At 59.7% G+C, this 23,733-nt stretch carries 25 protein-coding genes; 12 read left to right on the top strand and 13 right to left on the bottom strand.

The genetic code is table 11. The annotated features are described in order from the left end of the window. Positions 1–249: 249 nt before the first annotated feature. The 5 genes from J3R80_RS03755 to J3R80_RS03735 form a co-directional block, all read right to left on the bottom strand. Complete coding sequence (locus tag J3R80_RS03755) at positions 250–885, bottom strand: ChrR family anti-sigma-E factor (protein WP_275392421.1); 636 nt, start codon at positions 883–885, stop codon at positions 250–252. After that, positions 882–1,400 carry a sigma-70 family RNA polymerase sigma factor gene (locus tag J3R80_RS03750; protein ID WP_275392772.1) on the bottom strand — a complete coding sequence of 173 codons (519 nt, stop codon included), beginning with the start codon at positions 1,398–1,400 and terminating at the stop codon, positions 882–884. The genes J3R80_RS03755 and J3R80_RS03750 overlap by 4 nt, the downstream gene beginning before the upstream one ends. Before the next feature lie 185 nt (positions 1,401–1,585). Further along, positions 1,586–2,275 carry an EI24 domain-containing protein gene (locus J3R80_RS03745; RefSeq protein WP_275392420.1) on the bottom strand — a complete coding sequence of 230 codons (690 nt, stop codon included), beginning with the start codon at positions 2,273–2,275 and terminating at the stop codon, positions 1,586–1,588. Then, positions 2,272–2,850, bottom strand: a complete 579-nt coding sequence (locus J3R80_RS03740; RefSeq protein WP_275392419.1) for a nitroreductase — start codon at positions 2,848–2,850, stop codon at positions 2,272–2,274. Before J3R80_RS03740 ends, J3R80_RS03745 begins: the two co-directional genes overlap by 4 nt. 98 nt (positions 2,851–2,948) lie before the next feature. Next, the gene (locus J3R80_RS03735) at positions 2,949–4,061 is read right to left on the bottom strand and encodes a class II histone deacetylase (protein WP_275392418.1); all 1,113 of its coding nucleotides are present in this window, start codon (positions 4,059–4,061) and stop codon (positions 2,949–2,951) included. Between the two features lie 74 nt (positions 4,062–4,135). Here J3R80_RS03735 and J3R80_RS03730 point away from each other — a divergent pair, with 74 nt between their 5' ends. Continuing rightward, positions 4,136–4,390, top strand: coding sequence for a DUF167 domain-containing protein (locus J3R80_RS03730; RefSeq protein ID WP_275392416.1), 255 nt, complete (start codon positions 4,136–4,138; stop codon positions 4,388–4,390). Here J3R80_RS03730 and J3R80_RS03725 read toward each other — a convergent pair. From J3R80_RS03725 to J3R80_RS03705, 5 genes are read right to left on the bottom strand one after another with little or no spacing between them, the layout of a single operon-like run. Then, positions 4,387–4,857 carry a DUF805 domain-containing protein gene (locus J3R80_RS03725; protein ID WP_275392415.1) on the bottom strand — a complete coding sequence of 157 codons (471 nt, stop codon included), beginning with the start codon at positions 4,855–4,857 and terminating at the stop codon, positions 4,387–4,389. The genes J3R80_RS03730 and J3R80_RS03725 overlap by 4 nt on opposite strands. A 19-nt stretch (positions 4,858–4,876) precedes the next feature. Continuing rightward, a complete protein-coding gene (gene plsY / locus J3R80_RS03720) occupies positions 4,877–5,488 on the bottom strand; it encodes a glycerol-3-phosphate 1-O-acyltransferase PlsY (protein ID WP_275392414.1) in 612 nt (203 codons plus the stop codon). Continuing rightward, on the bottom strand, positions 5,478–6,749 hold the full coding sequence (gene pyrC / locus J3R80_RS03715; RefSeq protein WP_275392413.1) for a dihydroorotase: 1,272 nt from the start codon (positions 6,747–6,749) through the stop codon (positions 5,478–5,480). The genes plsY and pyrC overlap by 11 nt, the downstream gene beginning before the upstream one ends. Positions 6,750–6,759: 10 nt before the next feature. Further along, the gene (locus tag J3R80_RS03710; protein WP_275392412.1) at positions 6,760–7,218 is read right to left on the bottom strand and encodes a hypothetical protein; all 459 of its coding nucleotides are present in this window, start codon (positions 7,216–7,218) and stop codon (positions 6,760–6,762) included. Next, positions 7,211–8,173: an aspartate carbamoyltransferase catalytic subunit gene (locus J3R80_RS03705; RefSeq protein ID WP_275392411.1), complete on the bottom strand. Its 963-nt coding sequence runs from the start codon at positions 8,171–8,173 to the stop codon at positions 7,211–7,213. The genes J3R80_RS03710 and J3R80_RS03705 overlap by 8 nt, the downstream gene beginning before the upstream one ends. A gap of 123 nt (positions 8,174–8,296) precedes the next feature. Here J3R80_RS03705 and J3R80_RS03700 point away from each other — a divergent pair, with 123 nt between their 5' ends. The 5 genes from J3R80_RS03700 to J3R80_RS03680 all read left to right on the top strand — a co-directional run bounded on the left by J3R80_RS03700 (position 8,297) and on the right by J3R80_RS03680 (position 15,176). Beyond that, positions 8,297–9,097, top strand: coding sequence for a uracil-DNA glycosylase (locus tag J3R80_RS03700; protein ID WP_275392410.1), 801 nt, complete (start codon positions 8,297–8,299; stop codon positions 9,095–9,097). Further along, the gene (locus J3R80_RS03695; RefSeq protein WP_275392409.1) at positions 9,094–9,696 is read left to right on the top strand and encodes a metallophosphoesterase; all 603 of its coding nucleotides are present in this window, start codon (positions 9,094–9,096) and stop codon (positions 9,694–9,696) included. The genes J3R80_RS03700 and J3R80_RS03695 overlap by 4 nt, the downstream gene beginning before the upstream one ends. 9 nt (positions 9,697–9,705) lie before the next feature. Continuing rightward, complete coding sequence (gene moaB, locus J3R80_RS03690; RefSeq protein WP_275392408.1) at positions 9,706–10,260, top strand: molybdenum cofactor biosynthesis protein B; 555 nt, start codon at positions 9,706–9,708, stop codon at positions 10,258–10,260. Positions 10,261–10,385: 125 nt separating this feature from the next. Next, positions 10,386–11,846 (top strand): HlyD family efflux transporter periplasmic adaptor subunit, encoded by a 1,461-nt coding sequence (locus J3R80_RS03685; RefSeq protein WP_275392407.1) that lies wholly within the window; start codon positions 10,386–10,388, stop codon positions 11,844–11,846. Between the two features lie 3 nt (positions 11,847–11,849). After that, positions 11,850–15,176 (top strand): efflux RND transporter permease subunit, encoded by a 3,327-nt coding sequence (locus J3R80_RS03680; RefSeq protein WP_275392405.1) that lies wholly within the window; start codon positions 11,850–11,852, stop codon positions 15,174–15,176. Here the strand turns inward: J3R80_RS03680 and J3R80_RS03675 are convergent. Both J3R80_RS03675 and greA read right to left on the bottom strand, forming a co-directional pair. Beyond that, positions 15,173–16,240, bottom strand: coding sequence for a hypothetical protein (locus J3R80_RS03675; RefSeq protein ID WP_275392404.1), 1,068 nt, complete (start codon positions 16,238–16,240; stop codon positions 15,173–15,175). The two genes, J3R80_RS03680 and J3R80_RS03675, sit on opposite strands and share 4 nt — an antisense overlap. A 29-nt stretch (positions 16,241–16,269) precedes the next feature. Beyond that, positions 16,270–16,740, bottom strand: coding sequence for a transcription elongation factor GreA (gene greA, locus J3R80_RS03670; protein WP_191286023.1), 471 nt, complete (start codon positions 16,738–16,740; stop codon positions 16,270–16,272). Positions 16,741–17,055: 315 nt separating this feature from the next. On the opposite strand from greA, the gene J3R80_RS03665 reads away from it, so the two are divergent. From J3R80_RS03665 to J3R80_RS03655, 3 genes are all read left to right on the top strand, one after another. Then, complete coding sequence (locus tag J3R80_RS03665) at positions 17,056–18,708, top strand: electron transfer flavoprotein-ubiquinone oxidoreductase (protein ID WP_275392403.1); 1,653 nt, start codon at positions 17,056–17,058, stop codon at positions 18,706–18,708. Between the two features lie 133 nt (positions 18,709–18,841). Then, the gene (locus J3R80_RS03660) at positions 18,842–20,563 is read left to right on the top strand and encodes a tetratricopeptide repeat protein (protein WP_275392771.1); all 1,722 of its coding nucleotides are present in this window, start codon (positions 18,842–18,844) and stop codon (positions 20,561–20,563) included. Next, a complete protein-coding gene (locus J3R80_RS03655; RefSeq protein ID WP_275392402.1) occupies positions 20,560–21,390 on the top strand; it encodes a 4-(cytidine 5'-diphospho)-2-C-methyl-D-erythritol kinase in 831 nt (276 codons plus the stop codon). The genes J3R80_RS03660 and J3R80_RS03655 overlap by 4 nt, the downstream gene beginning before the upstream one ends. Here J3R80_RS03655 and J3R80_RS03650 read toward each other — a convergent pair. Then, positions 21,383–22,378 carry a polyprenyl synthetase family protein gene (locus tag J3R80_RS03650; RefSeq protein WP_275392401.1) on the bottom strand — a complete coding sequence of 332 codons (996 nt, stop codon included), beginning with the start codon at positions 22,376–22,378 and terminating at the stop codon, positions 21,383–21,385. The two genes, J3R80_RS03655 and J3R80_RS03650, sit on opposite strands and share 8 nt — an antisense overlap. A gap of 71 nt (positions 22,379–22,449) precedes the next feature. Between J3R80_RS03650 and J3R80_RS03645 the strand changes: the two genes are divergently transcribed. The 3 genes from J3R80_RS03645 (at position 22,450) to J3R80_RS03635 (ending at position 23,717) form a co-directional block, all read left to right on the top strand. Next, on the top strand, positions 22,450–22,665 hold the full coding sequence (locus J3R80_RS03645; RefSeq protein WP_275392400.1) for a DUF2007 domain-containing protein: 216 nt from the start codon (positions 22,450–22,452) through the stop codon (positions 22,663–22,665). A 3-nt stretch (positions 22,666–22,668) separates the two neighbouring features. Then, entirely contained in the window at positions 22,669–23,430 is a 762-nt protein-coding gene (locus J3R80_RS03640) for a methyltransferase (protein WP_275392399.1), read from the top strand. A 119-nt stretch (positions 23,431–23,549) separates the two neighbouring features. Then, complete coding sequence (locus tag J3R80_RS03635; protein ID WP_248368874.1) at positions 23,550–23,717, top strand: DUF465 domain-containing protein; 168 nt, start codon at positions 23,550–23,552, stop codon at positions 23,715–23,717. The last annotated feature ends 16 nt before the right edge of the window (positions 23,718–23,733 follow it).

Here is a 23,733-nt window from a genome sequence, read left to right as displayed (position 1 = left end):
TCACAACGAGTGCAGCGGCCTTGGTTCTGAAAAGCGATCTCACGAAGTTTTCTCCTGGTTGGCAGGTAAGATCCCCCTTTGGTTAACTCGTCCCTATGAAAGGAATACGCATGATCCACCGCCGCCGCGCCCGTGCTTCAGAAGAACAGGCAAACGTGGGAGAACCCTCTCCAAAACAATGAATCTCATAAGGATTCAGAAAATTCGCGCTGAGTCCGGTTGCCAGAAACACGGCGGTTTGAGTGGTGGTTAAATCCGAAACAGCGGTTGCAGCAATCGCGGCACAAATGCATTGAACCTCAACGGCGCGTCGGTTGCTGCAAGACAAATGCAGGGATCGCCGGGATCGGCAATCGGCGTATGCTCAAGGTCTTCATTCGCGATCTCGATGTCACCGACACCAAAGCGCCCGGTTTCGTCGCTGAAACTGCCCTGAAGAACCAAGGTCATTTCAAGCCCGTTGTGCCCATGATCCGGCACGGCCCGCCCGCCGGGAATGTACAGCAGCCGAACCGATCCGTGCTTGTCCTGAGACAGGATCGACTGACGGACGCCCATACCAAGAGACTTCCATTTCGGCTCTTTCCCTTTCAGCGCCGCGACCACCGGACCGGGATAAATCCCGCGTCGGGTGTAAACAGGTTCTGGCGTCGCGGGCGCATCCAGCCGCGCCAAAAGATCGGCTTTCATATTTCCCGATACAGCCACGCGCTCGGTCTCTTCCAGCAGCGCGCCACCCAAGCTTTGATGAGCTTCAAGAGCCGCACGGCAGTGCACGCACAGCGACACGTGGCTGGCCACGGCCACCGCATAATGATGCTGCAAGCTGCCCGCGGCATAGGCCGCCAGAATGGCGTCGGGGATATGATGGGTGATTGCGGTCATTCGCGCAGTCCCTTCAACTCGTGTCTCAACCGCTCCAACCCAAGTCGGATGCGGGATTTGATTGTTCCAAGTGGCAGGCCGGTCTGGTCGCTGATCTCTTGATGCGTCAGCTCGCCCAGATAGGCCTTTTCGATCATTTCGCGCTGCTCAGGCCGCAAGGACGACAGGGCAGTTTTCAGTTTTCCGGCTTCCTGCTCGACCGCGAGGATCTGGCTGGCATCCGGTTCGGCACCGGGATCTTCGGCCAGTTCATCCGGCACAGGGCGGTTTTCCTTGCGTATAATGTCGATATGCCGGTTGCGGGCGATCTGGTATATCCACGCCGACACTTGTGCACGGTGGGGATCAAACATCGCCGCCTTGCGCCAGACGGTCAGCATGACATCCTGCACGATCTCCTCGGCCTGCGGGGCTGAACAACCCGTGCGCATTATGAACCCTTTCAGACGCGGGGCGAAGTGATCGAACAACGCGCAAAAGGCGTCACGATCCTGCTTGTCCCGAACGGCGAGCATCCAGGTGGTCTGCTCTGAAATCTCGATCTTGGTCTGCGACACCGGCTTTCCTTCAAAACGACGCACGGATGGCGTAGGGGGCCGGGTGCTCGGGTGATCAAGGGTTTGCGTCAACATAACCTCAATACGAGGCGTTTTGTAAACTGGATCACTTCAGGCAAGATTTCTTTTCGACCGTTGTCGCCCTAGCGGCGCGACACCCGATGGAACAGGTGCGTGAACGTGGCCGCCCCAAGGATCGGGATCAGCAGGTTGACCAGTGGCACAGAGAGCGGGATCGCCATCAACGTACCCGCCAGCCAGATTTGCAGGTTATTGCGCGACCGCAGGCGATTGGCCTCGACCCGTCCGACGCGACGCATGGCAGCAAGCTGGAAATACTCCCGTCCCAAAAGATACCCGTTCACGACCCAGAACAGGATCGGAGCAAGCGGGCCGACAAAAAAGAACAAGATCAGGGCAATCAGGTTCACACCAACGATCACCCCCAAGAAACCCAGACTGTCGCGAATGGTCTCTGCCATCGGCACGTCGGGCGCGGGGGGCAGTTCGGGATAGTGTCGTGCCTCGACCGCGTCGGCCACATCGTCCAGAAAAATACCTGTGAAAGCGCCAGCCACGGGGACCATCAGCACGACGGACAAGACAATCATCAGCAGAAGGGACGCCCACCAGGCCAGGCCATCCACCCAGGACACATCGCCAATGAACGGCAGCGTCAGGGTATCGGGCACCAGAAAGCCGACAAGCCAGGTCATCACCATCGTGACGGCAACCAAAAGGCCAATGGTCAGAGCCAAACCTTTCATCAGCACGCTGCGAAAACGCGGATCGGTCATCTGGCCGACCGAGCGGAAGAAATCATCTAAGATCATGTCTCTACCCATGTGGTGATTGCCGACACATCCGGGCGTGGGCGTTCGGGTGGGGCACTTGTTTCCGTGCCTACATGGATGATGCCCGCCACGGTTTCGTGGTCATCCAACCCTAATCCATCGCGCAGAAATTTGCGGTCGTGGCTGGCCCAGCCGCTCAGCCAATTTGCCCCCCAACCCGACGCAAGCGCGGCGTTCAAAAGCGCAAGGCAAACAGCGCCAGCCGAATAGAGTTGTTCAATCTCGGGCACCTTCGGCGAAGCGACGGGCGAGGACACCACGACCACGGCCAACGGGCTGTCGGCAAAGGCAGACTGAGCTTTACTGATCTGTTCAGGTGGTTCACCCAGTGCCAAGCCCCGTTCACCGACCAGATCGGCCAGCCGGTCCAAAGCACCACGTTCCAACACCATGAAACGCCACGGCTCCAACTTGCCGTGATCCGGGCTGCGGGCAGCCGCAGTCAGGATCGGCAGAAGGGCTTCGCGATCCGGGGCCGGGCCTGTCAATGTCTTTGCAGGGCGCGAACGGCGGCTAAGCAGGAAATCCAGCGCAGCTTGGTTGCGGTCAGGCATGGTTTTGTCCTTGGTCTGGCAAAATGCAGGCTTGGCCGCGAATGCGGCTGGCTTGGTGCACATGTCGGGTGTCGTGGGGTCCGCGTCAAGATGTTACGTCATTTAACATCGAAAAAATCTCGCAGATCGGTGATCAGATCGGAAAACACCGCCACCATATGATTGCTAGGCTGGCGGGCCGCGAATGTTTCGGCCAGCGGGTCAGGGGCATGAATCTCGGCGCCGGACATTTCCTCAAGCACTGCGTGGCCGCAAAACGGCACATAGACCTCGGAATACCCACCTTCATGGGCCATCATCAGGCGCCCGCCGCACAGATCTTCCGCCAGATCCATGACCATACGGGTCATTTGACGAAACGTATCGGCGGTGGCGAGCATACAGGACAGCGGGTCGATCAGGGCAGCATCATAGCCGCAGGCAATGACGATCACCTCGGGTTCATGGGCGCGGATTGCAGGGATCACCAAACGCTCCATCGCTTCCAGATAGGTCGCGTGTCCCGCCCCCGGCGGCAGCGGGATATTCATATTTGCGCCTTGCCCCGCCCCTTCGCCGCGCACATCCGCATCGCCTGTATCTGTCGGATAATTACGCTCCTGATGCAGGGAAATGGTCAGAACATCGGGGTCTTCGATGAATATCGCTTCGGTTCCATTGCCGTGATGCACATCCCAATCCAGCACCACGAGCCGCTTTGCCAACCCGGTGGCCTGAGCATGGCGGATCGCAATGGCAAGGTTTGCGAGCAAACAGAAACCGTTGGGATATTCAGGCAAACAATGATGGCCCGGCGGGCGGGACAGGGCATATGCGTTGTCCAAATTGCCCTTCAAAACGGCTTCCAGCGCCGCAACGGACAGCCCGGCAGACAGAGAGGCTATCTCATACCCTCCGTGGCCGAACGGCGTGCGCAAGCCCAGCTCGCCGCCACCAGCATCAGACACGCGTTTGAACTCGTCCAAAAACGCCGCTGGGTGCACCCGTGACAACATCTCGCGGGTCGCCTCTGGGGCGGTTTGGGCGTGAAGTGCCCCGGTCAAGCCGGTCACGTCCATCAGGTTCTTCAAGCGCCGCTTGGTTTCCGGGTTCTCGGGCAAACCACCCGCCGCCAAAGGCTGCACCAAGCCGCCCACTGGCAGGTTGCCTGCGTAGTTGCCACCAGAATGCCAAAAGCACTTCTCGCCCCAAAAGAAACCGGTCTTCGTCATGTCAGCCTCCCATATCCGGTGCAGAGTGACCCAGCGCGCTTGCGTCGTCCACCCTTGCCCGACAGGATGACGCCATGAAAAAAGGTGAGCTGTCCCATCTGGCCAAATCCGGTGCGCTGCTGACGGTCCGCGTCACACCGAAGGCTGCGCGTAATCTCGTTGAAGAACGGGACGGCCAGTTGCGCGTCTCGGTCACAACCGTGCCGGAAGACGGCAAGGCGACGAAGGCCGTGATCAAGCTGTTGGCACAGGCGTTGGGGGTTGCGAAATCGCGCCTTGTTCTAATCCAAGGCGCGACATCACGGGATAAGGTGTTTCGGGTCGACTAGCCCTGATCGCCTGCGCGGGGGATCGAGGACGCAGCATAGGTTCCTTCAAGCGGATCACTGTAACCACCGCCGCCGCCCAGAGGGTCGGGGCCATATTTGTTGGCACCGTCCGTGCCTTTGCTGGCATACCAGACGATCAGGATGATGATCCCGATCAAAGGGATCAGCGCGAGCCAATACCACCATCCGCTGCGATCCGTGTCATGCAGACGACGCACCGTGACCGAGATCACGGGAAGTAAGGTGGCAAGCCCGAACAGACCGGACAGGATCGGCGTGCTGGTTTCCGCCTGAAAACCGCCCTCCATCGTCGTTACGGTCCCGAAAAGAACGCTGTCGATCATGCCAAGCACCAACTGCCCGACAAACACGAACAGGACGAACCACCAGAACTCTGACCGCTGCGCGCGGCCCTGAAAGGTGACGTATTTCGAAAAACACGTCCGAATTGACTCCATGAAGCTCATGATCTGTCCCCAGTTCAGTTTATTTCTTTGCGCCGATGCGGGGTTCGTCCCCGGCGATCAGTCGCTCAATGTTTGCGCGATGGCGCAGGAAAATCAACAACGCAAGCGCGACCGATAAAAGGACGTAGCTCGGAAATCCCAGTGCAAGCGCAAGGATCGGAGACAACATCGCCGCCGAAAGAGCCGCCAGAGACGAGATGCGGAACACCACGGCGACCACCAACCATGTGACACATGCAGCCAGCCCGATGGGCCATGACAGCGCGAGCATAGTGCCCAGCCAGGTGGCGACACCCTTGCCGCCTTTGAACCCAAGAAAGATGGGAAAACAATGCCCAAGAAAGGCCGTGAATCCGGCCAGTTGCGCGGCATCCTCAGCCAAAAACGCCCGAGCCAGCAGAACCGCCGCCGCCCCTTTGCCCGCATCCCCCAGAAGCGTCAGCAGCGCAGCGGGTTTATTGCCGGTGCGCAGCACATTGGTCGCGCCGATATTTCCCGACCCGATCTGGCGCAGATCGCCCAGACCGAATACGCGCGCCATGACGATGCCAAATGGCACAGACCCCAGCAGATAGCCCATGATCGCAACCATCGCGAGCATGGGGAACGAGGTGGTTATTTCAGGCATCATCGCCTCCAAACACGCGTTCGCCGCCAACCCATGTGCCCAGCACACGCCCCTCCATCCGCGCCCCATCGAAAGGGGTGTTCTTGGATTTCGAGTTCAGCTTGAACCGGTCCAGCACGAAAGGTGCGTCCGGGTCGAAAAGCACCAGATCAGCAGGGGTGCCTTGTGCCAACTCTCCGCCCGGCAGCCCGAACCGGCGGGCGGGGTTCAGGGACAGCGCGCGCCAGAGCGTCGGCAAGTCCACCAACCCGGCATGGATCAATCGCATGGACGCGGGCAGCAGCGTTTCCAAGGCCACCGCACCGGACGCCGCTTCTTCAAACGGCAAACGCTTGCTTTCTTCGTCCTGCGGCGTGTGCATAGAGGAAATGATGTCGATCAGACCCGACGCCACCGCATTGGCCATAGCCAGCCGGTCGTCCTCGGACCGCAGCGGCGGTTTAACCTTGAAGAAGGTGCGATAGTCGCCGACGTCCAGTTCGTTCAGGGTCAGGTGATGGATATTGACGCCGGCGGTCACGTCCAGACCGGCAGCCTTCGCGCGTTCCAGCGCAGGCAGTGCGCGGGCCGTCGACAGGCTGTCGGCGTGATAGGCGACGCCCGTCATTTCAACCAAGGCCAGATCACGCTCAAGCCCCATGCGTTCAGCCATCGGGCTAACGGCGGGCAGGCCACGCAAGCTGGCAAACTTGCCGGACGTGACGGCCGCTCCTTTGGAAAACACCGGGTCTTGCGGATGCCCAATGATCAATGCACCAAGCGAGCGCGCATAGGTCATCGCACGGGAATAGACCTTGTTGTCAGTAACGACATGGTCGCAATCAGTGAAGGCTATGGCACCTGCATCCAGCATGAACCCCATCTCGACCATCTCGCGCCCTTCACGACCTTTGGTCAGGGCGGCCATGGAGTGCACATTCACCGGCGCAGCCTGACTGGCACGGCGCGCCACGAAGGCCAAGGTTTCGGGCGTATCCACCGATGGCGTGGTGTCGGGGCGGATCACCATGGTCGTGACGCCACCCGCGGCGGCAGCAAGGCCCGCGCTGCGGAAACTTTCCTTGTGCCGCTCGCCCGGCTCGCCGATCTTCACCCCGATATCCACGATGCCGGGGGCCAGACATTTGCCGCCACAGTCGATGATTTCGCCCGCTTCGCCCGCGTTGACCCCAATGATCAACCCGTCTTCAATGGTCAGACTGCCAATCTCGTCCGTCCCGGCTTCGGGATCAATCAGGCGGGCATTGGTGAAGGTGGTGGTCATTTGGCGGTCCTTATGCCCTGCGTGCGCGGTCGATCGCGGCCTGTGTGGCCTTCGCGTCGGCTTGATATTTCAACATGTACTTGTCTCCGGCAATCGTAACCACCTGCGCGGCGGTGAAAATGACATTCACCTTGTCTATATTGTCCAAAAGGATCGTCCGATTGCCCGGACCGATCAGCCTCCGGTTCGTCAGATACCACGTGAACCCCAACTGTTCGCGCGCGACATAGACACCGCGCACCGCAATGGCCGCCACGGCCCCGACAATGCCAGTCCACGCATGCGGGTTACCCATGTAAATCAAGATCCCGGACATCAGAACAGAGCCCAGCGCGGCAAGCAGCACATGCTCTTTCACATAGGTCGTCATGTTGCCCGAGAAGCTCTCAACAAGACGCTCTCCCGGTGCGAGATCGGGGCCGGACTGGTTTTCCAGACGGGGTTCCAGCTCGAACTCTTGGTCAGACATAAACACCCTCGACCCGGTTTTCGCGTTCGGCTTTCAGATTACGCGCCAGAAGGTCCATCGCGGCCATGCGCACAGCGACGCCCATTTCCACCTGTTCTTGAATGACCGAACGGTTGATGTCGTCGGCGATGGTGCCGTCGATCTCGACGCCCCGGTTCATCGGGCCGGGGTGCATGACGATGGCGTCATCCTTGGCGTGGGCCAGCTTTTCGGCGTCCAGCCCGAAGCGGTGATAATATTCGCGTTCCGAGGGGATAAAGCCGCCATCCATCCGCTCGCGCTGAAGGCGCAGCATCATGACGACGTCGGCATCTTTCAGACCTTCCTCCATATCGTCATAGACCTCGACCCCGAACTGGTCGATCTGGCTGGGCATCAGGGTGGGCGGGCCGACAAGGCGCACGCGGTTCTCCATCTTGCCCAGAAGGATCAGGTTCGAGCGGGCAACGCGGCTGTGGGCGATGTCTCCACAGATCGCGACAGTCAGACGGTGCAGACGGCCCTTTTCGCGCCGGATGGTCAGCGCATCCAAAAGCGCCTGCGTGGGATGCTCGTGCTTGCCGTCGCCTGCGTTCAGAACCGCGCAATTCACCTTCTCGGCCAGCAGGTTGACCGCGCCCGAATGCGGGTGGCGCACGACCAACAGATCCGGGTGCATCGCGTTCAGCGTCAGCGCCGTATCAATCAGCGTCTCGCCCTTCTTGATGGACGACGCCTGCATCGCCATGTTCATCACATCCGCGCCCAGACGCTTGCCCGCGATCTCGAAAGACGCCTGCGTGCGGGTGGAGTTTTCGAAGAACATGTTAACCTGCGTTAACCCCGCCAGAACATCAGACCGCTTCTGGGTCGAGCGGTTCAGATCAACATAACTGTCAGCCAAATCGAGAACGGTTTTAATCTCTTCTGGATGAAGCGGTTCAATGCCCAGAAGATGGCGTTGGCGGAATGTCATACGGGCCTCCGTCCTGTGTTCAGGTGCTTATAGGTTCGGGCAGGCTTCACGTCCATCCCCTGTGCAACCGGAAAACACATCCGAGCGTTTACCTTCCCCGCACGCACACCTAGTCTGTCGCTTATGGAATCGGCACAAGACTGGCATAGCGCAAAGGCGCTTCTGGAGTGGTATATCGAGCTGGGCGCGATCGACGCGATCGGGGACGCCCCTGTTGACCGCTATGCGCTTGAACCAACGATGCCAAAACCTCGCAGCGCGGCGGCAAAAGGGCCAACCCCGGCCACACCGAACAACCCACCCGCAGCCCCGCGTCAGGACTATGCCGCATTGGCGAAACAAGCCGCGGCAACTGCCACGGACCTTGAAGCTCTCTGCAACGCGATCGAAGCGTTTGATGGCTGCGAAATGAAGCGCGGCGCACGTAACACCGTGATTGCAGATGGCAACCCGGCTGCACGCGTGATGATCATCGGCGAAGCCCCCGGCCGGGACGAGGATATTGCGGGCAAGCCTTTTGTCGGGCGCGCAGGTCAGCTTCTGGACAAAATGTTCGCCGCCATCGGCATGGGGCGCGACGCGCCGCTGTCGAAGGATGCGATCTATATCACCAACGTGATGCCGTGGCGCCCGCCCAACAACCGCGACCCCAGCCCCGATGAAATTGCTATGATGGTGCCGTTTCTGGAACGTCACGTGCAACTGGTCGCCCCTGACCTGATCGTCCTGATGGGCAACACGCCCTGTCAGGCCGTTCTGGGGCGTAAAGGGATCATGCGGATGCGCGGCAATTGGCAGGAAGCATGGGGCAAACCCACCATGCCCATGACGCATCCCGCCTATCTTTTGCGAACGCCCGCCGCCAAGCGCGAGGCTTGGGCCGATCTTCTGGCCATTCAGGCGAAACTGCGGGAGCTTTCATGAGGATCCTTGCCTTTTCCGACCTGCATCTCAGCAAGGTTGCGGCGCGAAAGCTGATCGACGCTGCGATAACGGCCGATCTGGTGCTGGGCGTTGGCGACTATGCGCATCGCCGCGAAGGGCTGGCAGAGTTTCTGGCCCCGTTCACCACGCTTGGCGTGCCGACCGTGATGGTGCCCGGCAACAACGAGACCGAAGACGAGTTGCGCGCAGCCGTTGCCGGAACCGATGTCACGGTTCTGCATGGTGAAACCATCGTGATCGACGGCATAACCATCGCCGGGATCGGCGCCGCCATCCCGCCACCGCCTGCCATTCCATGGAACTCCTTCGACCTGACCGAGGACGCGGCCCGCGCAATGCTTGTCAGCATCGAACATGCCGACATCCTGATTTCGCATTCGCCGCCCAAAGGCGTGGCGGATCAGCATTCCGACCTGGGGTCTCTTGGTTCGCAAGCCGTATGGGAGGCTGCGACTCGGCTTGCGCCCAAATGGCTTCTTTGCGGTCACATTCACGACGCGTGGGGTGCGCGTGGTCAGATTGGGTCCACACAGGTTTGGAACCTTGGCCCGACGCCCAATTGGATTACACTCAACTAGGATCAGACGATGTCCCACATCACCCCCAAGGCCGCCGCAGCCCGTGACTTTATTCCGGTCCGCATCGCCATTCTGACAGTGTCGGACAGCCGCCAGATGGATGACGACCGATCTGGCGACACGTTGGTCGCGCGGCTGGAACAGGCTGGTCACATTCTGGCTGATCGCAGCATCTGCCCCGATGAACGGGGCGAGATCGCGGATCAGTTGCGCGCCTGGTCTTTAGACCCCGACATAGACGTGGTCATATCGACCGGTGGAACCGGTTTGACGGGGCGCGATGTCTCGGTCGAGGCGCATCGCGATGTTTATGAAAAGGAGATCGAGGCCTTTGCGACGGTCTTCACTATCGTCTCGATGAAAAAGATCGGCACCTCGGCAGTTCAAAGCCGTGCCACCGGCGGCGTTGCGAACGGCACCTATCTGTTTGCGCTGCCTGGCAGCCCGGGCGCCTGCAAGGATGCCTGGGACGAAATTTTGGTCCATCAGCTCGATTATCGTCACATGCCATGCAACTTTGTCGAAATTTTTCCGCGATTGGACGAACACAAACGACGGAAATGATCAGCTCGTTCGTTTGAAACGTAACCAGCGTGCACACCGTCGACGTGCCGAAACTGTGACTACGCGCCGCTTGCCTGCCACGTCAGGGCAGGACAGGATGTATTTGCGATCAGTGGAGAAGTAACATGCGATTTCTGGGCCGCAGCCTGACCGGGTTGTTCCTTCTGGCGTTAACCATCGGCTTGCTGGCGATGGCCGGCAGCATGGTCAACTCGGCGTTCAAGGCACGGGCCGAACGCGACAGCGCTGAGCCCAGCGCCAGCGAACGGGTGTTTTCCGCCAATGTCATGACTGTCACGGCGCAAACTCTGACCCCTGTGCTGACCGCCTATGGCGAGCTGTCATCGCGACGCGCACTGGACGTGCGCGCCCTGACCGGCGGCACTGTCACCGAGATTGCAGCGAATTTCGAAACCGGTGGCGCCGTGCGCGAGGGCGATCAGCTTCTGCGCATTGATCCAACCGATTTCGAGTTTTCACTGGAACTGGCAAAAACCGATGTTTCACAAGCCGAAGCAGAGCTGCGAGATGCGCGTGCAGCGCTGGAACTGGCCCGTGATGATCTGGACAATGCCACGCGGCAGGCCGATTTGCGCGAAGCTGCCCTGACCCGGCAACGCGATCTGGTGGAGCGCCGCGTGGGAACCGAAGCGGCGGTCGAAACGGCAGCACTGGCCGCATCGGCTGCGCAACAGGCGGTGCTGGGAAAACGGCAATCCGTAATCACTGCGCAGGCACGCGTCTCGACGGCTGAAGCCGCTTTGCGGCGCAGCGAAATCCAACAGGACGAAGCCAAGCGCCGCCTTGATGAAACACTGATCACGGCTGAGATCAGTGGCATTCTGACGGATGTCACCGTGCTGCGCGGTGGGGTCGTTACGGCGAACGAAAAGATCGGGCGTATCGTTGATCCCTCGGCGCTTGAGGTGCGGTTTCGAGTGTCAGCAGCCCAATATGCAAGGCTTCTTGGCCCTGATGGTCGGCTGACCAACACAGACGTCACCGTCCGGCTGGCCGCTGCTGGTCTGAACCTGACCGCGACCGGACGGATCGACCGCGAAAGTGCGGATGTGGGCGAAGGGCAAACCGGGCGCCAGATATTTGCCACGCTGGAGCCGTCGCCCGGTATGCGACCGGGTGATTTCGTCACCGTCAACGTAGCCGAACCGCCCCTGACCGACACCGTTCTGCTGCCTGCATCCGCGTTGAGTGCCCAGAACGAGGTTTTGGTGTTGGGGCCTGAGAACCGCCTGAGCAGCGCCAAGGTCGACCTGTTGCGGCGGCAGGACAACAACGTCATCGTGCGCGCGACCGCATTGGAAGGACAAGAGATCGTGACCGAGCGCACCCCGGCGCTAGGGGCAGGCATCCGCATCCGTCCGGTGCGCCCCGGTGAAGGCATCGCGCCCGAACCCGAGGCCAAGATGGTCCCCCTTGCCCCCGAACGGGTCGCGCTGCTGCGCACGTTTGTGGAAAGCAACGACCGAATGCCGGACGAGGCGCGCGAGCGTATTCTGGCCCAGCTTGATACCGGCTCCCTGCCCGCTGACACACTTGAACGGCTGGAAAAAAGGATGGGGAACTAGCAGATGGGCCGCGGGTTGAACCTTCTTTCCTATTTCACACGCCACGCCACGGTGGCGAACCTTCTGCTGGTGGTGCTGATCGCGCTTGGCCTCTTCGCCTATCCCCGCATGCGCGCGCAGTTCTTTCCCGATGTGGTGATCGAAAGCGTGTCGGTCCAGACCTCGTGGCAAGGCGCGGGCGCCGAAGACGTGGACGAAGCCATCGTGCAGGTCATGGAGCCTGCCCTCCTGGCGGTCGAAGGTGTGGAAAGTGTGAGCTCTCGTTCCTTCGAAGGCAGTGCGAGCATCACGCTGGAGTTCGAACCCGGTTGGGATGTCGCCCGCGCCGCCGACGACGTGCAAACGGCGGTGGATGAATTGTCGGACCTGCCCGAAGATGCCGACACCCCGCAAGTCCGGCGCGGGGCCTGGCGCGACAGCGTGACTGATGTTGTGATTTCTGGCCCTGTCGGGATCGAACAGCTTGGCCGTTTCGCGGATGAGATGATCATACGCCTGTTTGAACGGGGTGTAACACGCACAGGCATACGCGGATACGAAGCGCCGCGAACGGTTGTCGAGGTCACGTCGCTTTCGCTGATTGAAAACGATGTCACCATGGCCCAGATCGCCGAGGCCATCGCGGGCGAGGCAACAGCCTCTCCGGCAGGCGATGTTGCGTCGGGTGCGGCCCGTGTCCGCACAGGGGTTGCCAAACGCAGCGCCGACCAGATCGAGGCGATTGTCTTGCGCTCCAACCCCGACGGATCGAACCTGACCGTTGGCGATGTGGCACAGGTGAACGTTGAGGGGGTCGATCGCAAACGATCCTATTTCGTGGGCCGCGATGCGGCAATTGCGTTGAACGTGTCGCGTTCAGCCCAAGGCGACGCCATCCGTATGCAGGAAATTGTTGAAGAGGTGCGTGAAGAGCTTCTGCCGACATTGCCCGACGGCGTCGAAATTTCACTCGTGCGCACCCGTTCCGACCTGATCACAGCTCGGCTTAACATGTTGCTTGAAAACGGGATGCAGGGTTTGGCACTGGTGCTGTTACTCTTGTTCCTGTTCCTGAACGCCCGAACCGCTTTGTGGGTGGCGGCGGGTATTCCGGTTGCAATGACGACGGCCATCTTCCTTATGTATATGTCAGGTCTGACGCTGAACATGATCTCGCTGTTTGCGTTGATTATCACTCTGGGGATCGTGGTCGACGATGCGATTGTGGTGGGCGAACACGCGGATTTCCGTGCCCGCCGATTGGGAGAAAACCCCGTGAACGCCGCCGAGAATGCGGCAAAACGCATGTTCCCGCCGGTCTTTTCCGCCACCCTGACCACGGTGATCGCGTTCTTTGGCCTGACCGCCATCGGCGGACGGTTTGGTGACATGATCGCGGATATTCCCTTCACCGTGATTGTGGTGCTGGTGGCGTCGCTGGTCGAATGCTTCCTGATCCTTCCACACCACATGGCGCACGCCCTGACCCACACCGCCAAGGAACATTGGTATGACTGGCCCTCCAGGCAGGTGAACAAAGGGTTTCGCTTTGTGCGTGACCACGCATTCCGCCCCGTGATGGGATGGGTGATCAAAGCCCGCTATCCGGTGATCGCCATGACGCTTTTGATTCTGGCCAGCCAGGCGTCAATCTTCATTCGCGGTGATCTGGCCTTCCGTTTTTTCAACGCACCTGAACGGTCATCCGTTACGGGCAATTTCGCAATGGTGTCAGGCGCGACGCGCGACGACACGCTTGAAATGATGCGTCTGGTGCAGGCGGCTGTCGAAAAAACAGCCTCTGAGTTCGAGCAGGAGCATGGTCGTAGTCCAGTGGTGCACGCGCTGGCCCAGATCGGTGGCAATTCCGGTCGCGGCCTGTCCGGCGTTGACGGCAAGGACAGCGATCTTCTTGGCTCGGTCTCGGTCGAGCTGATTGACGCTGACCTGCGCCCCTACAGCGCATTCGCCTTTGTCGCCGCCCTGCAAGACGCCGTTGAAAACCACCCATTGCTTGAAGTTCTGTCCTTCCGTGGCAACCGCTACGGACCGGGCGGCGACAGTCTGGATGTTGAGCTTTATGGCGCCACATCCGATCAGCTGAAAGCGGCATCCGAGGCGTTCATCACCCGCATGTCGGCTTTTCCCGAAGTGTCGGGGCTGGAAGACAGCCTGTCCTATGACAAGGAAGAACTGATCCTTGACCTGACCGCGCAGGGGCAGGCGCTTGGCTTTACCATCGACGGGCTGGGGCGCGTTCTGCGCAACCGTCTGAACGGGATCGAGGCTGCCAGCTATCCCGATGGAACACGGTCGGCCGAGATACGCGTCCAACTGCCTGAGTCAGAGCAGACATCGGACTTTTTGGAGCGCACCCAACTGCGCACCGACAACGGCACCTATGTGAATCTTGCCGATCTGGTCTCGGTCCGGTCGCGCACCGGGTTTGCCAGCGTGCAGCGTGAAAACGGCATCCGTCTGGTCAAAGTGACCGGCGATATCGACGAAAACGATGCGGCACGCGCAGAAGAGATACAGCGCACCACCGAAATTGAAATCCTGCCACAACTGGCCGAGGAGTTCGGCATCGCCTTCCAACTGGGAGGTTTGGCTGAACAGCAGCAAGAATTCCTGTCCGACGCGAAATCCGGCCTGATCCTTGTCCTCTTGGGCATCTTCCTGACGCTGTCTTGGATATTCTCAAGCTGGACGCGACCTCTGGTGGTCATGGCGATCATCCCCTTCGGTCTGGTTGGTGCCATTTTTGGCCACGTCCAATGGGACGTGCCTTTGTCCATGTTCTCGGTCGTCGGGTTGATCGGCATGACCGGGATCATCATCAACGACTCGATTGTATTGGTGACAACCATCGACGAATACGCGCGTGAACGCGGGTTGGTACCCGCCATCATCGACGGGGCGGCAGACCGGTTGCGACCGGTGATGTTAACAACAATGACGACGGTGCTGGGGCTTGGTCCGCTGCTGTATGAAACCTCGCGACAGGCGCAGTTTTTGAAACCCACCGTGATCACCCTGACCTATGGGCTGGGGTTCGGCATGGTGCTTGTGCTGTTGGTGGTGCCCGCGCTGGTGGCCATTCAAGCGGACATGAGCCGCATGGTTCATGCCCTGAAGCGGATTTGGCGGGGGCGGGGGCGCGAAGGATTGAAACCGGCCATCCTGCTGGTCGCAGGTGCGGCGCTGACCATGCTGGCCGCCTTTGCCCTTGCGGTTAGCTTGTGGGGGTTGACCACACAAAGTATCGCGTGGTTCGTGGCAATCAGCGCAGGCATCGCGGTTCTGGGCTATCTGGCCGGAGCGATCGCGATGCGCGGGCGCCGGGCTTAGTCAAACGTTCCGGTCACACGTCCCAGCAGCATGAACGCCCGCGCCGTCCGGGTGTCGGCCAGCGCCGCAATATCGGCGTCCGAGGCGTTCTTTTCAAACCCCGCGAAGGTCTGATCGAACCGGCGAAGAAAATGGTGGGCAGCATCACGAAAGATCGGGTCTTGTTTCATCCGCCCTGCGGTCAACGCCAGTGATGAGCGATCCCGCACCCCGCCCAATGCGGCCACGCCGCGCCCGCGTTCGCCTGCGGCAAACTTGCGCCAGATTTCAGGGCGCGCCCGGTCAGGGCGCAGGTCGTCCATGTAGATGCCATCCTGCGACAACAGGGTCAGAACGTCTTGCGAGGCCTGCACAAGTCCCGCAACCTGCCGGTCATCCAACGCCCGGCGCAGGGCGCGGAACCCGTCTGCGTCTTCGGCGGTTTCCGGAAAATGCAGCGCGCGGATGAAATCCTCGACCGACAGCGGCGGGTTCAGATCTTCAACGGGTGTGCCCAGCGCAAGGCTGGTCTGATCCGCGGTGGCCTGTCCGGTCACGTCAGGCGTGATGGCCGGGCTGGGATTGACCGGCGTCGGGTTGGCCAGCGTTGGCATGCCCGGACGGATCGAAGTGAACGTCGCCAGTGCGCTTTCAGTCTTGCGACTGACCTGCGCGATCTCTTCCAGCTTCTGTTCCACCTTCGACGCCTGAGCGGGCGTACCGGTGAACCCTTGTTGCTGCTGGATATAGGCCGACCGCATCGCATCAATCGCGGCGCTCAGGCGGACGCTTTCCTCGCGCATGATACGCGCCGACCGCAGCGCGGCCACGGCAACCCAGATCACAGCGACCGGCATGATGACGGCGACAAGCGTCATCAAGAATTGCAGGGGTTGGGACAGACCTTCGCCATCGCTGCTGCCGAAGCCCAGGACCAGAAAGAACAGGATGCACCCGGCCAGCCACAGGCCGGACAGCAAAAGGCCGATCACCTCGCCCCCGCTCAACGACGGAACCTGTGCGTTCAGGGCGTTCAAGCGCCCTGTGCCCAAACTTGCGGATCCGCTTTTCGTCTTGTCGTTCATCCTGTCCCTCGTGTCCGCCACGCGCGGCGTCAGATCCATTCGATCTTCAGGATCTCGTAAGCCTTTTCACCGCCGGGTGTGCGCACTTCAACACTGTCGCCTTCTTCCTTACCGATCAATCCGCGCGCCAGCGGCGACTTGATGTTCAGCTTGCCGTTCTCAATATCGGCCTCCGGCTCGCCTACGATCTGATAGGTTTTTTCTTCGTCCGTATCCTCGTCAACGATCGTCACGGTGGCCGAAAACTTTACAGCCCCCGACAGGGTCGCCGGATCAATCACCTCGGCCAGCGACAACACGCCTTCCAGCTCTTTAATCCGGCCTTCGATGAAGCTCTGCTTTTCGCGGGCCGAATGATATTCCGCATTCTCGGACAAGTCGCCATGCTCGCGCGCTTCGGCAATCGCACGGATGATTGCCGGACGTTCTTCGGTCTTGAGCAGCTTCAATTCATCGTTCAGCGCAGTGTGACCCGCGCGCGTCAGCGGTATCTTATCCATGAGACCTATCGTTCTGCCGTGGCCAATGTACGCAAGCACATTGGCAGTCTTCGTTATTGTATCATCTTGATCATTGTGACGGGAAATCAACCCGGTTGCGCCGAAAGTCTAGCAAACACGCGCGATTTGCAACGGCATTATTCCGTCAGGCCATTCCAAATGGGCGCGACCCCGCCGAATGGTAATGTCAGCGCAAACAGGCGAAAAAACCAGCCAAAACCCGGGTGGAATGCCTTTGTAACGCAGTGTCCTGATTGACCCGCCGGGTGGGCCAAGCTAACGATCTTGCGAAACGGACCATCCGGGGAAAAGAAAATGAGCGACATTGAACGCGAAAGCATGGAATACGATGTGGTCATCGTTGGCGCAGGCCCGGCTGGCCTGTCTGCCGCAATCCGCCTGAAGCAACAAAACGCCGACTTGAACGTCGTCGTTCTGGAAAAAGGGTCAGAGGTCGGGGCGCATATCCTGTCTGGCGCTGTTTTGGATACATGCGGGTTGGACAAGCTCATCCCGGACTGGAAAGACAAGGGCGCGCCAATCAATGTGCCGGTAAAAAAAGACAACTTCCTTGTGCTTGGGCCAGCAGGTCATCTGCGCGTGCCAAACTGGCCGATGCCCCCCCTGATGAACAACCACGGCAAATACATCGTCTCGATGGCAAATGTATGCCGCTGGATGGCTGAACAGGCCGAGGAACTGGGCGTTGAAATCTTCCCTGGAATGGCCTGTTCCGAACTGGTTTATGGCGACAACGGCGAAGTCAAAGGCGTTGTCGCTGGCGTCTTCGGGCTGGAAGAAGATGGCAGCTATGGCCCCAACACTGAACCGGGGATGGAACTGCACGGGAAATATGTCTTCATCTCGGAAGGGGTGCGCGGATCGCTGGCGAAAGAGATCATTGGCAAGTATGACCTGCAAGCTGGACGCGACGCGCCGAAATTCGGCCTCGGCATGAAGGAAATCTGGGAAATCGACCCAGAGAAGCATCGCGAAGGCACTGTAACCCACACAATGGGCTGGCCTTTGGGTAAAAATGCCGGTGGCGGGTCGTTCATCTATCACCTTGAAAATAATCAGGTCTTCGTTGGGTTCGTGGTTCACCTGAACTATAGGAACCCGCACCTGTATCCCTATATGGAATTCCAGCGTTTCAAACATCACCCCGAAATCGCTTCGCTGCTTGAAGGCGGCAAGCGCGTGGCTTACGGCGCGCGGGCAATTTCCGAAGGCGGGTATCAATCCATGCCCAAGGCATCGTTCCCCGGCGGCGCGCTGTTGGGTTGTTCGGTCGGGCTGGTCAACGTGCCGCGCATCAAAGGCAACCACAACGCCATGTTGTCGGGCATTGCCGCCGCCGACGCCGCCGTCAAGGCCATCGCCGCGGGCCGGTCAGGCGACGAGCTTGCGGATTACGAGGAAGAATTGCGCACCGGCGACGTCGCCAAAGACCTGAAAAAGGTGCGCAACGTGAAACCGCTTTGGTCAAAATTCGGCCTGACCGCATCGCTGGTGCTGGGCGGGTTTGATATGTGGGTGCAGTCGCTCTTGGGCTTTTCACCCTTCGGCACGGTCAAGCACGGCAAGAACGACGCGCAGGCCACCGGCAAGGCGGCGGATTACCCGGTCATCGACTATCCGAAACCCGATGGCAAACTGTCGTTTGACCGGCTGACCAACGTGTCCTTCTCGGCGACCAACCATGAAGAAAGCCAGCCCTGCCACCTGAAGCTCACCGACCCCAGTGTGCCGATCGGTGTGAACTTGCCGGAATTTGCAGAGCCCGCACAGCGCTACTGCCCTGCAGGCGTTTACGAAGTGGTCGAGGAAGACGGCAAAGACCCGCGCTTTGTCATCAACTTCCAGAACTGCGTGCATTGCAAAACCTGTGACATCAAGGACCCCAGCCAGAACATCACCTGGACCGTCCCGCAGGGTGGTGATGGACCGAACTATCCGAACATGTAACGTTCAGCTCGGAAAAAACGTAAAAGTGAGGGGTGGCCATGTGCCGCCCCTCATTGTTTTCACCGTACTTGCCGATTAGGTTCCTTCTCAACGCTTCGACCCGCGAAGCCATCTAACAAGAAAGTTGTCCTTGGTGCCTTTTAGATCTTCCGCCTCTCGCCAACTTGTTGCGGCCATTGCAGCAGCCGTCTGCCTTGCCGGTTTCACCCCATCTGCGACACAGGCGGATGCGGCAGGCCCGTATCTAGCCGCGCGTCAGGCCGACCTGTCGGGCGATTTCGCCAAGGTGGTCGAATATGGAACGCGGGCGCTGGTCGACAACCCCGAACGCGCGGACGTTCTGGAAGGTTTGGTTGTTGCGCACACGGCAATGGGCGAAGTCGACAAGGCCCTGCCATTCGCACGGCGCCTGGCCTCGATCAATCCTGACAACCAATTGGCCGGTCTGGTGCTTCTGGGCGATGCCTTGGCCAGCGAAAACTGGGACGAATCGATTGCGCTTCTGGAAGGCGGTGTGTCGGTGGCCGGGGTGGTCGACCAGATGATCACCGCATGGGCCAGTCTTGGGCAAGGCCGCATGTCACAGGCGCTGGAAATTTTCGACGCCCTGTCCAAAGACCCGAACAGCCGCAGCTTTGCACAGTTTCAGAAGGCCCTGGCATTAGCACATGTAGGCGATTTCGAGGGGGCAGCTGGCATTTTCAGCGGCAGTGAAGGCGAGATACAGCTGAACCGCGGTGGCATTTTGGCTTATGCGCAAGTTCTTAGCCAGCTAGATCGCCACGCCGATGCGCTGGAGCTTATGAACGCCAATGCCTCTCCGCTGGTCGATCCCGAGGTTGACGACATCATTGCCCGACTGGAAGCGGGCGAGATATTGCCGTTCACAGGCATTACATCTCCAAATGACGGTATCGCGGAGTTGTTCTATGCCGTCTCTGAAAGCCGCAGTGTCGACAGCGATCCGACCATTGCGCTGGTTTTCAGCCGTCTGGCGGAGTATCTGAACCCCAGAAATGCCGTCTCAACCCTGCTATCTGCACGATTGCTGGAACGGTTGGAACGCCATGAGCTGGCTGTCGAGGCTTATGGCCGTGTGCCGAAGGGCAACTTTTTGTATCAAGAAGCCGCGCTAGGGCGCACCGATGTCCTGCGCAGGTCCGATAAATTCGACGAGGCCATTGAAGAGCTTAGCGCACTTGCCGACACTTATCCTGACACACTTCGGTTCAGGGTTGCCCTGGGTGATACGCTGATGCAACTGGATCGCTATGAAGAGGCGCGCTTGGCCTATGATCAGGCCATTGCCGGGTTTACAGAAGACCTGCCCGGCCAGTGGGCCACCTATTTCCAACGCGCGATTGCCCTGACCAAACTTGATGATTGGCCCGCTGCCGAGGCTGACTTTCGCAAAGCGTTGGAGTTAAGCCCGGAAGAGCCGAACGTCCTGAACTATCTCGGCTACACTTACGTCGAAAGACGCGATAATTTGGACGAAGCGCTGGACATGATCGAACGCGCTGTCGCTGCGCGCCCGGACAGCGGGTATATCGTCGATAGTCTGGGTTGGGTGTTTTACCGCTTGGGGCGTTATGATGATGCGGTCAAACAGTTGGAACGCGCTGTGGAACTTATCCCTGTTGATCCCATCCTGAATGATCACTTGGGTGATGCCTATTGGGCGGTGGGACGCAAACGCGAGGCCGAGTTTCAGTGGAGCCGCGCCCAGAGCTTTGTCACCGATGATACGGATCTTGAAGAAATGAACCCCGACCGCGTTCGTCGCAAGCTTGAAGTCGGGCTGGACGTTGTTCTGGAAGAAGAAGGGGCCGCCCCCCTGCATCCTGCCGAATGACCATCATCAAGGTGTTCGCCCCCGCGAAAGTGAACCTGACACTGCACGTAACGGGCCAACGCAAGGATGGCTATCACCTGCTGGATAGTCTGGTCATGTTTGCGGATGTCGGTGACCGGATCACTGTGATGCCCACCGAAGCATCACGGCTTGAGGTTACCGGACCACGCGCCGCAGGTGTTCCGACGGGCAACACCAACCTTGTTGCTCGCGCAGCCGCGCTTTTTGACATCCCGGTTCACATCATCCTGTCCAAACACCTTCCGGCATCTGCCGGAATCGGTGGTGGCAGTTCGGACGCCGCGGCAACGCTTCTTGCCCTATCGGATCTTACCGGTGACACAAGGCTGCCCAGCGGGGCCACCGAACTGGGGGCGGATGTGCGGGTTTGCCTGATGCGTCAGGCCGCGCGGATGCGTGGTATTGGCGAGGATGTGATCCCCTGCCCCGGTTTGCCGCCGCTATATGCTGTTCTTGCCAATCCGGGGGTCGAGGTGCCAACGCCTGCCGTCTTCAACGCACTGCAAAACAAGGTGAACCCACCGATGCCGAAACGGCTGCCACAGGGCCTTAACACGCACGCGTTCATCGGGTGGCTGTCCGACCAGCGAAACGACCTGCAGGCCCCCGCGATCGCCGCCGCGCCGGTGATCTCTGACGTCCTGAACGCATTGTCATCGCTGCCCGACGTTCAACTTGCCCGGATGTCGGGGTCAGGTGCGACATGTTTTGCCCTGTTTGAAACAGAAAAGGCCGCACAAGATGCGGCCCGATTGCTTGCAGGTCAACAGCCAGACTGGTGGGTAGCACCCACCTGCCTTAGCTGATCCGCGCCACGACGTAATCGGCGATGTCGTTCAGCATGTCGCGAATGGGATCGTCCGGCAGCACCGACAGCGCGGCTTTCGCCTTATCCGCCCAAACAATGGCATCCGCTCGCGTATCTTCCAGCGCGCCATATTTGTTCATCAACGCCAACGCATGCTCCAGATCGCCATCCTGTTGGCGACCCTTCTCGATTGTCCGTGTCCAGAAGGCGCGCTCTTCCGCGTCCGCCTTGGCGACGGCCTTGATCAACGGCAGCGTCAGCTTGCGTTCGCGGAAATCATCGCCGATGTTCTTGCCGATTGCTTCGCCGCCGGTGAAATCCAACAGATCATCAACGATCTGAAACGACACGCCCAGCGCATCGCCGTATTCGAACAGCGCCTTGACCTGCGCCTCGCCCGCGTTGGCAATCACGCCGCCCACTTCGGTCGCCGCTGAAAACAGTGCGGCGGTCTTGCCGCGCACGACTTGCAGATAAACGGCCTCATCCGTGGTCAGATCTTGTGCAGCGGTCAGTTGCAACACTTCGCCTTCGGCAATCGTCGCCGAAGCGTTGGCCAGAATGTCCAGCACCCGCAAATTGCCAGTCTCGACCATCAACTGGAAACTGCGTGAAAACAGATAGTCACCGACCAAAACGCTGGACTTGTTGTCCCACAGCAGATTTGCGGTAGGCCGCCCGCGACGCTGGCCGCTTTCGTCCACCACATCGTCATGCAGCAGCGTGGCCGTGTGAATGAACTCGACCGTAGCGGCCAAATGAATGTGATACGGACCCTTGTAGCCACACAACCTCGCTGCGGCGAGGGTCAACATGGGACGCAACCGCTTGCCGCCCGCGTCCACCAAATGCGCTGTCACTTCGGGAATACGCGGCGCATTCTTCGATGCCATACGCTGGCTGATCAGGGCGTTTACCGCCGCCATCTCGTCCTTGAGGTGCGCGCCCAAACGTTCGTGTGGTTTATGTGCTGCTTCGATCAGCATGATCACCTTCCCGTCAACTTGCCCGACATCCGGCTCGACAAAGCCGCGGCCCTGTCATTAAGTCCATATCTATGAGAGAGCTTCTTCGGACAACAGACCCAACTTTGATCCCTTTTGTCACAGCCCTTCTTGATGGCGAGGATATAGACTGCTTTGCGATGGACGTCCATATGAGCGCGCTGGAAGGTTCGATCGGAATTCTGCCGCGGCGGCTGATGGTTCTTGAACGCGATCTGTTCCGTGCACGCGCCATTCTGCGCGACAATGGCGTGGACTATGAAGGCTGACGGATGAGTTCTTCCACCCCTGAACAGACGAATGACGCGTTTCTGGGCGGGCAGCTGGTTTTAACCCAGCCCGCATCTGGCTATCGCGCAGGCGTGGACCCTGTGTTTCTGGCCGCCGCCGTTCCGGCAAAAGCGGGGCAATCCGTTCTGGAGCTGGGGTGTGGGGCAGGTGCGGCAAGTCTTTGTCTTGGGCGGCGCGTGGCCGGGTTGCGCCTTGTCGGTCTTGAGCGGCAAGCCATCTATGCCGATCTGGCGCGGCACAATGCCCGGCAAAACGATATCCCGCTGACCGTGCATCAGGGCGATCTGGAACATATGCCCGCCGACCTGCGGCAAGACCGGTTCGATCACGTGATCATGAACCCCCCATATTTTCGGCGCGACCGGGGCACTGCCTCGCCCGACACAATTCGCGAGGGTGCATTGGGCGAGGATACGCCCCTGACAGCGTGGCTTGATCACGCAACCCGCCGCCTTTTGCCCGGCGGTTACATGACGCTGATCCAGAACGCAGAGCGACTGCCCGAAGTTATGAGCGCGATGGACAACAGATTGGGGTCCGTCGTGGCAAAGCCGCTTAGTCCCCGGATCGGGCGGGCGGCATCGCTTGTTATTGTGCAGGCCCGCAAAGGTTCACGCGGGGCATTTCGACTGGCTGCCCCGCTTGTTCTCCATGAAGGGGCACATCACATGGCAGACCGCGAGCACTATACTCCTGAAGTTGCCGGCATACTGCGTGATGGGGCAGCGTTAACACTTGTTTGAACCCGCCGGATATTTCCGCCTGTTACGGGTTTTTTCACCAGCAAGCCTTCACTCTTAGTGACAAATCCCCAAATATGTGGTGCACTAAACATGTCCAAATACATCAGAGGAGGAACGCCATGAGCATGAGTTCGCATCTTGAAGAGCTGCGGAGAAAACACGAGGTTCTCTCTGAAAAGGTCGAGGCGATCCAGCGGTCGCCCGGCAGCAGCGATCACGAGATTTCTGAGCTTAAGAAGCAGAAACTCCTGCTCAAAGAGGAAATTGAGCGTCTCGCAACCGCCTAGGGCCTATCAGACCGGG

Origin of the sequence: Aliiroseovarius sp. Z3 (genome assembly GCF_029105185.1) — a bacterium.
Lineage (GTDB): Bacteria > Pseudomonadota > Alphaproteobacteria > Rhodobacterales > Rhodobacteraceae > Aliiroseovarius.
This window is presented reverse-complemented; position numbering and strand designations above follow the sequence as displayed.

Bases quoted from the DNA above. Each gene is read 5' to 3' on its own strand.
- J3R80_RS03755 (WP_275392421.1), bottom strand. From the start codon at position 885: ATGACCGCAATCACCCATCATATCCCCGACGCCATTCTGGCGGCCTAT.
- J3R80_RS03750 (WP_275392772.1), bottom strand. From the start codon at position 1,400: ATGCTCGCCGTTCGGGACAAGCAGGATCGTGACGCCTTTTGCGCGTTG.
- J3R80_RS03745 (WP_275392420.1), bottom strand. From the start codon at position 2,275: ATGATCTTAGATGATTTCTTCCGCTCGGTCGGCCAGATGACCGATCCG.
- J3R80_RS03740 (WP_275392419.1), bottom strand. From the start codon at position 2,850: ATGCCTGACCGCAACCAAGCTGCGCTGGATTTCCTGCTTAGCCGCCGT.
- J3R80_RS03735 (WP_275392418.1), bottom strand. From the start codon at position 4,061: ATGACGAAGACCGGTTTCTTTTGGGGCGAGAAGTGCTTTTGGCATTCT.
- J3R80_RS03730 (WP_275392416.1), top strand. From the start codon at position 4,136: ATGAAAAAAGGTGAGCTGTCCCATCTGGCCAAATCCGGTGCGCTGCTG.
- J3R80_RS03725 (WP_275392415.1), bottom strand. From the start codon at position 4,857: ATGAGCTTCATGGAGTCAATTCGGACGTGTTTTTCGAAATACGTCACC.
- plsY (WP_275392414.1), bottom strand. From the start codon at position 5,488: ATGATGCCTGAAATAACCACCTCGTTCCCCATGCTCGCGATGGTTGCG.
- pyrC (WP_275392413.1), bottom strand. From the start codon at position 6,749: ATGACCACCACCTTCACCAATGCCCGCCTGATTGATCCCGAAGCCGGG.
- J3R80_RS03710 (WP_275392412.1), bottom strand. From the start codon at position 7,218: ATGTCTGACCAAGAGTTCGAGCTGGAACCCCGTCTGGAAAACCAGTCC.
- J3R80_RS03705 (WP_275392411.1), bottom strand. From the start codon at position 8,173: ATGACATTCCGCCAACGCCATCTTCTGGGCATTGAACCGCTTCATCCA.
- J3R80_RS03700 (WP_275392410.1), top strand. From the start codon at position 8,297: ATGGAATCGGCACAAGACTGGCATAGCGCAAAGGCGCTTCTGGAGTGG.
- J3R80_RS03695 (WP_275392409.1), top strand. From the start codon at position 9,094: ATGAGGATCCTTGCCTTTTCCGACCTGCATCTCAGCAAGGTTGCGGCG.
- moaB (WP_275392408.1), top strand. From the start codon at position 9,706: ATGTCCCACATCACCCCCAAGGCCGCCGCAGCCCGTGACTTTATTCCG.
- J3R80_RS03685 (WP_275392407.1), top strand. From the start codon at position 10,386: ATGCGATTTCTGGGCCGCAGCCTGACCGGGTTGTTCCTTCTGGCGTTA.
- J3R80_RS03680 (WP_275392405.1), top strand. From the start codon at position 11,850: ATGGGCCGCGGGTTGAACCTTCTTTCCTATTTCACACGCCACGCCACG.
- J3R80_RS03675 (WP_275392404.1), bottom strand. From the start codon at position 16,240: ATGAACGACAAGACGAAAAGCGGATCCGCAAGTTTGGGCACAGGGCGC.
- greA (WP_191286023.1), bottom strand. From the start codon at position 16,740: ATGGATAAGATACCGCTGACGCGCGCGGGTCACACTGCGCTGAACGAT.
- J3R80_RS03665 (WP_275392403.1), top strand. From the start codon at position 17,056: ATGAGCGACATTGAACGCGAAAGCATGGAATACGATGTGGTCATCGTT.
- J3R80_RS03655 (WP_275392402.1), top strand. From the start codon at position 20,560: ATGACCATCATCAAGGTGTTCGCCCCCGCGAAAGTGAACCTGACACTG.
- J3R80_RS03650 (WP_275392401.1), bottom strand. From the start codon at position 22,378: ATGCTGATCGAAGCAGCACATAAACCACACGAACGTTTGGGCGCGCAC.
- J3R80_RS03645 (WP_275392400.1), top strand. From the start codon at position 22,450: ATGAGAGAGCTTCTTCGGACAACAGACCCAACTTTGATCCCTTTTGTC.
- J3R80_RS03640 (WP_275392399.1), top strand. From the start codon at position 22,669: ATGAGTTCTTCCACCCCTGAACAGACGAATGACGCGTTTCTGGGCGGG.
- J3R80_RS03635 (WP_248368874.1), top strand. From the start codon at position 23,550: ATGAGCATGAGTTCGCATCTTGAAGAGCTGCGGAGAAAACACGAGGTT.